This is a genomic window from Armatimonas sp. (assembly GCF_964826245.1).
Map to the genome: position 1 here is coordinate 1 of NZ_CBAYMC010000125.1, position 12,763 is coordinate 12,763.

The 12,763-nt window shown below is 57.9% G+C and carries 9 protein-coding genes and 1 pseudogene; 7 read left to right on the forward strand and 3 right to left on the reverse strand.

What is annotated here, in order from left to right:
- Positions 1 to 133 precede the first annotated feature (133 nt).
- Entirely contained in the window at positions 134 to 3,139 is a 3,006-nt protein-coding gene (locus AC1XOS_RS12970; RefSeq protein ID WP_481962643.1) for a PSD1 and planctomycete cytochrome C domain-containing protein, read from the forward strand.
- 12 nt (positions 3,140 to 3,151) lie between these two features.
- Entirely contained in the window at positions 3,152 to 4,594 is a 1,443-nt protein-coding gene (locus AC1XOS_RS12975; RefSeq protein WP_481962644.1) for a DUF1501 domain-containing protein, read from the forward strand.
- A 15-nt stretch (positions 4,595 to 4,609) separates the two neighbouring features.
- On the opposite strand, the gene AC1XOS_RS12980 is transcribed toward AC1XOS_RS12975, so the two are convergent.
- Positions 4,610 to 5,365 carry an SDR family NAD(P)-dependent oxidoreductase gene (locus AC1XOS_RS12980; RefSeq protein WP_481962645.1) on the reverse strand — a complete coding sequence of 252 codons (756 nt, stop codon included), beginning with the start codon at positions 5,363 to 5,365 and terminating at the stop codon, positions 4,610 to 4,612.
- 247 nt (positions 5,366 to 5,612) lie between these two features.
- Here AC1XOS_RS12980 and AC1XOS_RS12985 point away from each other — a divergent pair, with 247 nt between their 5' ends.
- Both AC1XOS_RS12985 and AC1XOS_RS12990 read left to right on the forward strand, forming a co-directional pair.
- Entirely contained in the window at positions 5,613 to 7,022 is a 1,410-nt protein-coding gene (locus AC1XOS_RS12985; RefSeq protein WP_481962646.1) for a hypothetical protein, read from the forward strand.
- A 71-nt stretch (positions 7,023 to 7,093) separates the two neighbouring features.
- A complete protein-coding gene (locus AC1XOS_RS12990; protein WP_481962647.1) occupies positions 7,094 to 7,840 on the forward strand; it encodes a tetratricopeptide repeat protein in 747 nt (248 codons plus the stop codon).
- Positions 7,841 to 7,998: 158 nt separating this feature from the next.
- Here the strand turns inward: AC1XOS_RS12990 and AC1XOS_RS12995 are convergent, their stop codons facing one another.
- Both AC1XOS_RS12995 and AC1XOS_RS13000 read right to left on the reverse strand, forming a co-directional pair.
- Complete coding sequence (locus AC1XOS_RS12995) at positions 7,999 to 8,265, reverse strand: hypothetical protein (protein ID WP_481962648.1); 267 nt, start codon at positions 8,263 to 8,265, stop codon at positions 7,999 to 8,001.
- A gap of 40 nt (positions 8,266 to 8,305) precedes the next feature.
- Entirely contained in the window at positions 8,306 to 8,662 is a 357-nt protein-coding gene (locus AC1XOS_RS13000; protein ID WP_481962649.1) for a PadR family transcriptional regulator, read from the reverse strand.
- Between the two features lie 89 nt (positions 8,663 to 8,751).
- Here AC1XOS_RS13000 and AC1XOS_RS13005 point away from each other — a divergent pair, with 89 nt between their 5' ends.
- The 3 genes and pseudogenes from AC1XOS_RS13005 to AC1XOS_RS13015 form a co-directional block, all read left to right on the forward strand.
- Positions 8,752 to 9,552: an N-acetylmuramoyl-L-alanine amidase gene (locus AC1XOS_RS13005; RefSeq protein WP_481962650.1), complete on the forward strand. Its 801-nt coding sequence runs from the start codon at positions 8,752 to 8,754 to the stop codon at positions 9,550 to 9,552.
- An 18-nt stretch (positions 9,553 to 9,570) separates the two neighbouring features.
- Positions 9,571 to 11,481, forward strand: a complete 1,911-nt coding sequence (mutL, locus tag AC1XOS_RS13010) for a DNA mismatch repair endonuclease MutL (RefSeq protein WP_481962651.1) — start codon at positions 9,571 to 9,573, stop codon at positions 11,479 to 11,481.
- Between the two features lie 11 nt (positions 11,482 to 11,492).
- A pseudogene (locus AC1XOS_RS13015) lies at positions 11,493 to 12,763 on the forward strand (hypothetical protein); the annotation flags it as partial.

Genomic DNA, 12,763 nt, shown 5'->3' on the forward strand with positions numbered 1-12,763 from the left:
GTCGTCCTCTGGTATGCGCTCTTGCTACTCCCTGCCCCCTATGTTCGCGTTCGCCTCAACCGCAAGCGGTTTCGGAGAAATGACTTTGGGTCTGCGGCAGGAAATGGCATGCTTCTGCCATAATGAAGCAATCATGACTGAAACACGTCCGCTCCGTGGCGCTCTCCTCGCGCTGACATCCCTCGCCGTCGCTGGTGCCGCTCTGTTGCCCGCACGGTCGTCCAGTCAGATCAAGGCACCCACCGCCCAAGGCCCCGACTTCGCCAAGGAGATCCAGCCCCTCCTGCGCGCCAAGTGTATGCCGTGCCATGGCGACATCCAAGCCGCAGGCGGGCTGAAGCTGACCCAGCTCAAGAGTGCCATGGCAGGCGGGAGCAGCGGGGCGCGCGGCCTCGTGCCGCACGACCCCGATGCCAGTGCGGTCATCCAACGTGTCTCCACCACCGACACCGATCTGATCATGCCGCCCAAGACCAGCGGCAAGACCCCGCTGACGCCCACCGAGGTGGCAACCCTGCGTAGCTGGATTCAGTCCGGCCCCTCCTGGCCCGAGGCGAGCGCCGCGACGCCCACCGGGGACACGCACTGGTCGCTCTTGCCGATCAAGAAGCCCGCACTCCCCGCAGGCAAGGCAACGCACCCCGTGGATCGTTTTCTGGAGGCGCGCCTCGCGGCCAAAAAGCTGGGGTTCTCGCCCGAGGCCGATAAGCGTACCCTGATCCGCCGCATCACGTTCGATCTCATAGGCCTCCCACCCACTGAGGCGGAGATCGCCGCCTTTATCAATGACAAGGCGCCGGGGGCTTATGAGCGCGTCGTGGATCGGCTACTGGCATCGCCGCGCTATGGCGAGCGCTGGGCCCGCCACTGGCTCGATACCATCCACTACGCCGACTCCCACGGCTCTGAGCACGATATGGGCCGTAAAAACGCTTGGCCGTTCCGCGACTATGTCATACAGACGTTTAACAGCGATGTCCCCTACGCCCGCTTCGTGCGCGAGCAGCTGGCCGCCGACGCCCTCTACCCTGATCGCCCGGACCTCACCCCCGCCCTGGGCTACCTGAGCGCCGGCAACTTCGACCTGAGCGCCTACTACACCGCCCCCGTCCCGTTCCAGATCCTCGACCGCGACGATATGGTCAATCAGGCGATGTCCACTTTTGTCAGCACCACCGCCAACTGCGCGCGATGCCACGACCACAAGTTCGACCCCGTCCCCACCTCCGACTACTGGTCGCTGCAGGCCGTGTTCGCAGGGGTCATCAAGGGCGATGTCACCTACGACGAGAAGCCCGATATCGCGGAGCAGCGCGCCAAGTGGAACAAGCTGAAGGAAGTCGCCGACAGCAAGAATGCCACACGGATCCTGGCCACCGAGCACAAACCGGTGGTGGATGCCTTCGTGTCGGCACTGCAGGGCTTTGCCGGCTGGAAGCCGCTGCGCGTGACCAAGGCCAGGAGCACGGGTGGGGCGACGTTCGCCCTCACCGACGATGGCCGCGTCGCGGTGAGTGGCCCTCGCCCGGCCAAGGACACCTACACACTCCTCGTTAACCCTGGCGCCGGGCGCATCGGTGCCCTGCGAGTAGATGCGCTGGCATCGCCTGACCTACCTAAGGGCGGTCCCGGCCGCGCCGATGACGGTGGCTACCTGCTCCACGAGCTCACCGTCGAGATCGTTCGTGCAGGCGGCAAGCGCGAGAAGGCAAAGATTGTCCGGGCCAGCGCCGATTATGCCCAGCCCAAAGGGGATGCTGTAGGAGCGGCCGACGGCAACTCCGGCTCCGCCTGGGGCATCGGGTCTGAGGTTGGCAAGGATCACCACCTCGTGCTGGCCTTCGCGGAACCCCTCGAACTCGCCGATAATGACACGCTTGAGGTGGTTCTTGAGCAAAACGACGGTGCTGCCCACGTGCTAGGACGATTCCGTTTGAGTGTCGCCGACGCCCCCCGTGCGACTCTCTGCGCCGTGCCCCCAAAAATGGCCGAGCTCCTGAAGGCACCTGCACAAGACCAAGCCGCCCGTGTGGAGCTCGCCACGTTCGCGCTACGGGAAACGGCCGCTGACGGGATCGCATCCCTCCCCCCGCTCAAGCGTGTCTACGTCGCCGCAAAAGCCGCTGATGTGGCCGATGTCGGTTTCGTCAAGATCGACAAGCCCCGGGAAATCCATGTGCTGGAGCGGGGCGAGATGAGCCGCCCCAAGCAGCTGGTCGGGCCCGGAGCACTCTCGGTGCTCCCGGAGCTTGGGCTCTACTTCAAGCGCCGTGACATGACCCAAGAGAGCCAGCGCCGCGCCGCGCTCGCGGAGTGGGTCGTGGACCGTCGCAACCCTCTCACCTGGCGCAGCATTGTCAACCGTGTCTGGCACTACCACTTTGGCAAGGGCATTGTCGACACGCCCGGCGACTTCGGCCGCATGGGTGGCGCACCGAGCCACCCCGAGCTGCTCGACTATCTGGCGGCGTGGTTCAAGGACGATGCACAGGGGTCGTTCAAGAAGCTGCACCGGCTACTGGTGACAAGCCAAGCCTACAAGCAGAGCTCAGCCAGCCGCCCCGAGGCAACCAAACACGACTCCGACAACCGGCTACTCTGGCGAGCCAATCGCCTCCGTTTAGATGCCGATCAGTACCGGGACGCCACGCTCCAGACCGCCGGGCGGCTCGACTTCACCATGGGCGGACCGGGCGTGAATCATTTCAAGCAAGGCCCCGGGCCGCAGATGACGCCCGCCCTAGACTACGCCGCGTTCGACTGGGAGAGCCCCGCCGCCAACCGGCGCTCGGTCTACCGCACGGTCTGGCGCTCCATTCCTGACCCCTTCATGGACTCGCTGGACTTCCCCGACCTGACCCTGCTCTCCCCCACCCGGGGCACGAGCGTGTCGGCCCTGCAGGCCCTGACGCTCTACAACAACAACTTCGTGCTCTCGTGCGCCCAGTCCTTGGCGAAGCGTGTCGTGGCTGAGGGTGGCACTGCTGAGCGCCAGATCGAGCGGGCGGCGACTCTGGCGTGGGGCCGAGCCCTCACCGACAAAGAGCGGAAAGTGCTACAAACCATGGCGAGTTCCCATGGGCTTGAGGCGGCTTGCCGCGTTATCCTGAACGCGAATGCGTTTCTTTTTATAGACTGATAGGTGCGATAGATGAACGATGATCACTGGGGTTTCCCCACCAACCGGCGGGAGTTCTTAACTGGACTCGGTGGGGGCTTCGCAGGCCTCGCACTGACCAGCCTGCTGGCCAAGGACAGCCAAGCGACGCCGACGGATCCAGCGGGGCAGGGCTCGCTGCACCTGCAGCACCATCCACCTAAAGTGAAGCGGATCATCCAGCTGTTCATGAACGGCGGCGCAAGCCCGATGGATCTCTTCGACTACAAGCCCGCGCTGATCAAGTACCACGGCCAAAAGCTGCCGGATCACATCCGGCCCGAGGGGTTGGCCAGTGCCCCGGGTCTATGTCTCAAGAGCCCATTCACGTTTAAGCAGTACGGTCAGTCGGGACGCTGGGTCAGTGAGGTGTTCCCCGAGCAAGCAAAACTCGTGGACGAAATGGCGTTCTTCATGGCGATGGCCAGTAAGTCCAGTGTCCATGGGCCAGCCTCGTACATGATGAACACAGGCTTCATCCAGCCAGGATTTCCGTCGATGGGGGCATGGATCTCGTACGCGATCGGGAACCTGCGCGACAACTTGCCCACTTTTGTGGTGCTCCCGGATGCGCGCGGCCTGCCGTACAACCAGCGGGGGAACTTCAGCAGCGGGTTCCTGCCGGTGGTGCACCAGGGGACAATGATCAACGGCACGGGGCCAGGCGCAGTCTCTGACCTCTTCGCTGGTAGCCGCTACAAGTTCGCCAACCCCGCCTCCGACAAGGCAGGTCTGGACGCCTTGAGCCAGCTGAACAAAGCGCATGCGGCGTCCCATCCCGGCGACTCCCGTTTGGATGCCCGCATCGCCAGCTACGAGCTAGCGGCCCGGATGCAGCTGAGCGCACCAGAGGCATTCGATCTCTCACGCGAGTCGCAGGCGCTGAAAGACTCATATGGAATCGGGGCGCAGCCCACCGACGACTTCGGCAAGCGCTGCCTACTCGCCGCGCGGCTGGCGGAGCGGGGCGTGCGCTTTGTCCAGGTGTGGAGTGGCCCACAGGGCGCGGTGAACAACTGGGACAATCACGGGAGTATCAAGAAGGAGCTGGTGCCGATGGCGGCGCAGGTGGACAAGCCGATCGCGGCGCTGCTGCGCGACCTTAAGGCCCGCGGGCTTGACAAGGACACGCTGGTGATCTGGACCACGGAGTTTGGCCGCACCCCCACCGCGCAGAGCGGCGACGGCCGCGACCACAACGGCGGAACCTTCGTGAGCTGGCTCTGGGGCGCAGGCGTCAAGCCGGGCGTCGCGTATGGTGAGAGCGATGAGCTGGCGTTCAAGACCGCTGTGAACACGACCTACTCCTACGACTTCCACGCGACCGTGCTACACCTGCTGGGCATTGACCACACCAAGCTGACCTGGCGTCAGAACGGCATTGATCGCCGCCTCACCGATGTGCACGGGCACGTGGTGAAAGAAGTTCTCGCTTAGCCGCGCATGTCTCTATTAGCCGCGCATGTCCATGCCGCCATCTACCGTGAGGGTCATGCCGGTAACAAACTTCGCTAGGTCGGAGAGTAGAAAGACCGTAGGCCCGGCGATATCGTCGGGCTGACCGATCCGGCCCAGGACGAACTTCTTGCCCTCACTCTCACGGCCCAGCGCGTCCAGCGACGGTGCGGCCATGTCGGTGTCCGTCCAGGCGGGCGCGATGCAGTTGACACGAATTTGATCCACTCCCAGCTCTTTTGCCATCGAGCGCATGAAGAGAATCTGTGCGCCCTTGCTGGTGGCGTAGGCCGAAAAAATATCGCTGCCGCGCTGGCCCGCCGTGCTGGTGTAGATCACAATGCTTCCGCCATTTTGCTCGCGCAGATGGGGAACGGCGGCTTTTACGGTCAGAAATGTTCCCGCAAGGTTGATCTCCATCGTTCGGTTCCAAAACGCCAGATCCATCTCCTCCAAGCTTGCACCCTCGAAGATTCCGGCAGAGACCACCACGCCGGTCAGTGGCCCGAGTGTCGCCACAGCAGCATCAATGGCTCTCTCTGCCGCGCCCTCTTGCGCGACATCCGCCTGGAACGCCGCTGCCCGTCCGCCTGCCGCCACAATCGCATCCACGGTCGCGTGGGCCGCCGCCGAATTGCGCAGATAGTTCACCGAGACCGCCGCACCCGCCTTGGCCGCCATAATCGCGGCTGCCCGCCCAATCCCGCGCGAGCCACCCGCGATAAAGACATGTTGGTTTGAAAGATCAATCATATAAAGTATTCTACCCAGCAAAGCCGCCCATTCTAGCAGACTGGCAATCAGTCAATGATGCAAAAAGAAAATTGACATGTCACTCAAAACATAATATACTCTAACTGAGCATATTGAGAGGCCCCTCCGACATTGAGAGGCCCCTCCGACATTGAGAGGCTTTTGCATGACATCTAGGGTAGAAAAAGCGTTCGTCGATAATATTTCGAAGTTTATCTTGGTAGTTGGCCTTAGTCTAATACCAAATTTGGCTTTTGCAGGTGAGTGGGAAGTCGTTTACTCCCGTGGGACTATCACTTCAACAGGTCCAACAGGAACTACAACTTCGCAAACAATGCCAGGGGGAGGATATGTTGCAACAGGGTCGCAGCCTGGTGGTCCAGTCATGTCAGTATCTATATCCGGCCCTATAACAGCTACGTTTACTTGGAAGCGTAGGGTCATCTATGGGCCGGGTTATCCAATGACAGATCCTAATGATAATCCGCCATCACAAATAACAATTCGAGATGCAGGAAACGTAAGTAGTTTTGGTATTGGTTGTACTGCCTCCACTGGATTTGCGAATAACACTGTTAGTGGTGGTCAGACAGTCGTTAATGGTGCCTCATTTGGGATGTGGGCAGAAGGAAGTCGCTTAACCTCAATTGATAATCCAGCAGACAGCTTCGAAATTTCTTCCCCAAGTCTGAATGCGAGCACTTCGAGTAATCACCAATATGGTGGTGGGTATAGTGTTGGACTAGGTTATAGCGCTTCAATAGTGAAAGTATCTGTGAGTCGCGATGGGGCAGAAGGCGATACGGATTATGCAGGTGCTATTCATGGACATACAACGTATTCATTCTACCATACTACTGCTGGGCATAGTAATTTTCCTGATAACACTTCTTCCGTTGTCAACTGGCAAGAGTTTTCTGGAGATTGGGGAAATATTGCTTGGGGGCCGCTAACTACCGCTTCATGGTCTCCCTCATATAGTGGAGCAACTTCGCATTGGAATAAATGGTCTATGCCTTTCGGTAATCAAAATATGTATAATGGCGAATGGAAGGGGACTACAGGGGAAAGTACATACGCATTGACATATATGGTGACTGATCCTAATCAAGGAAGTGCAACTGCCAAATATATTATGCATGTACATGATACCTTAGAAAAAGTAACAGAGTTTTGGGATGATAATGCAGAAAGAAATGCTCACGCGAGCGGATCAGCTGAAGTAAAAAATATATCATATACTGATCCCTTGGATGCTGACGGGGCATCTATTGAGCATGCATATAGTCATGGCATTACTGTTGAGTTAGGTTTTAATTTCGATGTCTGTAAGTGGATATTAGATTCCATAGGCGTATCAGTTGGTTATACATACTCAATCCAGCATAATTCTGTGCAACAGTGTCCTGGCATTACACTTCCTCCTCGAACATACACTTATGGCGTTATTTACAATACTTATAGAGAGCATTATGGGACTAATAATCGTTGGTCACCAAATGGACATAAAAATGTAGAGCAATTTTCATTTTTTATGCCAAGACCTCCGGGTGAAGGCATCAGAATGCATGCCCCTATTCCACTTAGCGGCAGTGGAGTTCCGCCGCCACCGCCGGGTAACGGCAATAGTGGCTCTGGCAGTCCTGGAGGTCACTAGCGTTCGAGTTCAAATATTGATAGAGGTAATAATTCTAGAATTATTACCTCCGTAATAAAGGAAATGTGAAAATGGATCCACGAAGAATACCAATCCGAAAAAGTGCGTATGCAGAATTGTTTAATACTATTTCTAGTCGTAAAGAACATTTTTTATTCATGTCAAGAATGAGTATATCTTCACTAAAAACAGAATGTTTTCATCTATATGAAAAATCAGACAAGATTAAAGTTGATAATGATTCAGATAAAAAAATACTAAGAGCAATGAGTGCGATTACATTAAGATCTTCCCTGATTAGTGGCAATAACAATGTTTTATCTGATGCTAAAAATAGCAATTTTTCTAAATTACAAAAACAACAGAGCTATTTATATGATCTAATATATGATGATCTTAATTTTAGTATTCGTAAATATCCCAAAAACAATATAGCGCTAAATACCCTTGGTTCTTTTGAATTTTGGGAAGGCATTAATCAGATTCGTGGCTTATCTATGATGGAAAAATCTATTGAGATAGATGATAAAGATGCTCGATCATATCGCCTTCTTGGAGATGCTTATGGTTTTTGGGGAAGGAAACACTTTGACCCTAAAAAAGGTGAGAAATTTCTTCTGAAGGCTATAGAAATAGATAAAAATTATGCAGCTCCACACGGAACTTTAGTTGATATGTTTCTGATTCTAAAAAAATATGATAAAGCGGAAAAGCACTTGAGAGCTTTCCTGAATCTTATTCCTGCCGATCAACAAACAGCAGAATGGTGCCAAGATGCTAAGGCAGAGCTCCGAAAAAACGGGATTCGTATTTTATAACCATCCGATCGGAGCAAACTCTGGGGTATTTGCCGGAAGGCTTCGGCCTGAGAGCCAAAGCCCAACAAGACGGGGCATCCTGAGAGATGCCCCGAAGTTCCCAAGCGGATGCGGAGCAAGCTCCGGGCATGTCCCCGTAGGCGAATCATGTCCGCATTTTACCTGCTGGTGCGCGGCTTTTTTGTCGTGGTTTGCCAAACATAGAGCAGGTAGTAGCCAAAGAGTATCCAGTATGTCCACGGCGCTTTGACCAGAGCCACCAGAAGAAGATAGCCTCCCGCGCAAACCAGTCCCCACAGAATCGGCGAGCGACGTAGCCCCTGCCAGCGCAGCTCGCGCAATACGATCTCTGTCTCGCCAAACTTTTCACGAGCCGAGACCAGCGCCTGGTCGGGCGTCTCGCCTAGTTCAAGATAGGCTTGCATACGCTACGAGAAGTGCGCCTCAAGCTCGGCCTGGTCTTCGTCAAATCGCTGGTTCTGCATCGTGTCCTCCAAGGTTTCCTAAGATGCGCTCGACATTCTTGGCGTAGCTGCGCCAGAGCGTGGCGCGGCGTCTGGCTTCGAGCTTGCCTTCGTCGGTGAGGCGGTAGGTTTTGCGGGGCGGGCCGCCGCTCTCCGAGCGGGGCTGCCACTCACCGACAATCAGGCCGTCGTCTTCTAAAGCGCGCAGCGCAGGGTAGAGCGCGCCATCGCGCAGAACCAAACCACCTTCGCAGCGCTTGTCGATCTCGCGGGCGATGGCGTAGCCATGCGCCGGGCCGCTCTCTAAGATTGCGAGGACGAAGATCGGTATGTCGTTGCGTGGAAGTTCTTTGGCCATTTCAAGTTACTCTAGAAAGTATTGGGCAACTACCCCTAAAGCTTTATACCCTGAAATAAGAATAGCATCAGGCGTTATACTGCACACAAATGCGTAGGCCTGCCAGCAAAAAGAAGCCCGTCGTCAAAAAGAAGGTTAGTAAAGCTCTCCCGCCCCTCCATGGCGTGATCGTGATTATCGACCCTGGTCATGGCGGCACCGATCCAGGGGCCAGTGTGGGGGGAGTTACCGAGGCAATGCTAACTTATCGCATGGCGGCGACGCTTGCTGAAGTGGTTAAGAAGCTCGGGGCCGAGGTGCACTTTACCGTCCGAAGCGCGGCACTGCGCCGAAAGCCCATCGAGCCTCCCAAGCTCTCTCAGCCAGAGGGAAAAAAGACTTTGAAGGAGCTTTCTCGCGCCCCGGAGCCACCGCTACTGGCACCGCGTGATGCCGTGCTCGCCAGTGGCCGCCGCCTCGACATGGGCAACGATGTCCCCGAGTTTCTCCATGCCCGTGCGGAGATCGGAGCGCGGTTCTGGAAGCGCCGCAAGCCCCACGTGGTCTTTCTCTCGCTCCACTTTGATGTCTCCAAAGGCTCCCCCAGCGACCACGGCGGCTTTACGATGTGGGACATTCGTGAGGACCACCCGCCGATGCTCGTGCGAGAGATCACGCGGCGTTTTGGAGAAGCAGGGCTCTGTGGCAACCGCCACAAGCAGCCACGCCCCAACGATCTCGGGGTCACCAACCCAGAGTTCAACCCCGTGCCCCAGAAAACCTTAGTTGAGCTCGCCACCCTCACCAACGCTGCCGACCACAAAAACGCCCTCGATCCCCGCTGGCGCTGGCGCGTCGCCCGGATTTTAGCCGCCTCGATTGTCGCTTGCAAAAAAGCGAAGGTAATCTGACGGGGTATACTTTGCCTTGTGCCCAGCGAAAACGATGACTCAGACGGCTCGATAGTCCGACTTCTCGACGACAACACAGCTAACCAGATTGCGGCGGGTGAGGTGGTTGAGCGGCCTTCGTCGGTGGTCAAGGAGCTGGTCGAAAATAGCCTCGACGCAGGAGCTACGCGCATCGAGGTGGAGCTTTTCGAGGGCGGTAAGCAGAAGATCGTGATCCGTGACAATGGGGCGGGGATGAGCCGAACCGATGCGATTCTCGCGCTCCAGCGCCACGCCACCAGCAAGATCCGTAGCGCCGATGATCTTTTCTCCATCCACACCCTCGGCTTTCGCGGTGAGGCCCTGCCCTCGATCGCGTCGGTGTCGGACTTTCGAATCTTAACCAAGCGCCCACAAGACGAGACAGGCACGGAGCTGATCGTGCGATCAGGTGACTTAGCCGAGGTGCGCGATGCTGCCGCGCCCGATGGCACGCAGATTACGGTGGAGAACCTATTTTTCTGCGTCCCCGCACGCCTGAAGTTCCTGAAGACCACCCAGACCGAGCTGAATCATGCCACCGACTTTCTGCACCGGCTCATTCTCGCCTACCACACGATTGGCTTTCGGCTCACCCACGACAGTCACGAGCTGATCTCCTATCCCGGCTCCTCCGACCCACGCCAGGCACTCGCCGCTGTCTATGGCCGCGACGTGGCCCGCGAGATGGTGCCACTTCTCTACGAGTCGCCCGGCTTAACGATTCGAGGCTCAGTGAGCAAGCCCAGTGTCAGTAAAGCCACCCGCAGCGCCCAGGCGTTTTTTGTCAATGGCCGCCACGTGCGTAGCCGCACGGTGCAGCACGCCTTCGATGCCGCCTTCTCGCGCCTGATGACCACCGAGCGTCACCCCGTAGTCGCGCTATTTGTGGAGATTGCGCCGGAGCTTGTAGACGTCACTGTCCATCCCGCCAAGACAGAAGTGCGCTTCACCCGCGACGGCGAAGTCTACGCTGCCATCAGCCGTGCGGTAGAGAACGCTCTGCTCACGGGCGGCCTAGTTCCTGAGGTCACTGTCCAAGCCTCGCTCCCCGAGCTCGCAACGCCCACGACTCTCGCCATGCCCGGTATGGGTGAGCGCGGCAGCGACCGCCTCGCGCCGCCACTGCGCACCAGTCTCTCAAACTACGTGAACTTAGACTCTGCGAGCCCAAACCCACCCTCCCTGGTTGAGGGAGGGTCGGCGGAGGGAGGAACGAGCGAAGCCGGGGTGGGTTCAGAAGCTCAGGGTAGCGAGGAACGAGCCGGGGGAGGGGAAACAACGCCCTACATCGGCTTCGATGGCTATAAAATCGGGCGGTTGAGAGTTTTGGGCCAGTCGCGCAATACCTATATTGTGGCCGAGACCGACGATGCCCTGCTCCTGATCGACCAGCACATCGCCCATGAGCGCGTGCTCTACGAGCAGATGATGAACGGCGCAACCGAGAGCCAGAGCGCGTGGGGTGTGGTGACGCAGCACCTTGCGGTTCCGCAGACCCTGGAGCTCTCTGCCTCGGATGCCCGCGTCGTACAGGAGCGACTCGGGGCGCTGGAAAAATCGGGGTTTGTGCTGGAGCACTTTGGCGGCGACACGTTTGTGGTGCGGGCTGTCCCGTCGCGGGTGGCGGATAAAGCGTATCTTGAGATTCTCAAAGAAATCATCGAGGAGTTAACCTATAGTAGCGTGGCGCGACGCTTGCTGGTGCCCCATGAGTCGGCAATTATCATGGCATCGTGTAAAATGGCAGTCAAGAAGGGCGACCCGCTCACGATGGACGAGATGACGCGCCTCTTGGCAGACCTGGCCCAGATGCGCAATCCCTTCACGTGTCCTCATGGACGTCCGATTTTGCTGGCTCTCTCCCACCACGAGATGGACCGCAAGTTTCACCGGACTGGCCCCCACTAAAAATTTTGCTTATGAAACGTCTTGCACTTACTCTTGCCGCCTGTTTTGGCGCACTTCCTCTTACTGCCCATGCCCAGCCTGCCTGGTCGCCTCGTGTTCAAGTTCAGGGCATGGAGCTACGCGTCAATGATGTGCTGGTGCTACGAACACGGAGCGCTGTCGGGGGGATTGCCCCTGCGGAGCGCGCACAGCTCAGTGCGGAGCGGCTACGTGAGCTGACAGTGTCGGAGGCGGGGCTTGAGCCGCGCGAGGTGCGTGTGGATGTGGAGACAGAAACCCGCTACCGCACCGAGACCCGAACTATCACGAAGATGATCGAGAAGACAGTGACGCGCCGTATCAGAAAAAAACGCCGCAAAGTCAAAGTCTCTGTGCCGGTTAAGACAAAACAAACCGTCCAAGTTTCCTACACCGTTGAGACAGAGGCGCGCCTGATTGCCAAAGGGAAAGTACTAGCAACGGCGACGGCGACGGAAGCAAAAGCTTCGAGCCTAGGCAAGCCCTCTAGCCTCGCGGAGAGCTGGGCATCGTCGCTGAGGCGTGCTCTGGCGATCCCCGGAATCTCGCTTAGTGATACCGGCCAAGTGGTTCCCTGGATGGAGAAGCGCACCCTGAAGTTCTCGGGAGCGGCTCGTGGCCCCGTGACCATCCAGCGCCAGAGCGGGCCGGGGAGCCCTGTCGAGGTAACCGTAGACCTTGCGACCAGCACGATCACGCTCTTAGGGAAGTCTATTGGACGTGATATCGTGGTGGTCTCGCGTGAAGGAGCCAGTGACAAGCTCACGGTGGCAGTGCAGCCCTATGCCGCCATGCTCCTCGCGCCACAGCCGGTGATGCTCACCGGCTCTGGAGTGGAGGGAGAGAAAGTCTCGCGGCTTGTGCTTGCCAGTGCGCGTGCCTCGGTGCAGCCGCTCAAGGGAGCCAGCTTCACGATTGAAACAGAGCCCACGGCCGTGCCACCGCCCGCTCAGGGCAAGTCGCTGACCGTCCCAATTGCGATTACGGCAAGTGGTCCGGACATGCTTCCTTTGCGCCAGACACTAAAAGTACCCGTGATTTCCCGCAGTCTTCCCAAGGCGGAGACCAATGCCCTGCTTTTCTCCAACAACCCAGAGCGCATCAAGGAGCCGCAGACTCTCTTTGTGACGCGGCTTAGCATGGGGACGGCCCGTCTGCTCTACCATCATCTTAATAATACGGGGCAGAACCTCTGGTTTGTGGCGGAGCTGGTCAACGACAGCGACACCCCAACACGAGTCCAGGTTCTAGGCGGCGATGCGGG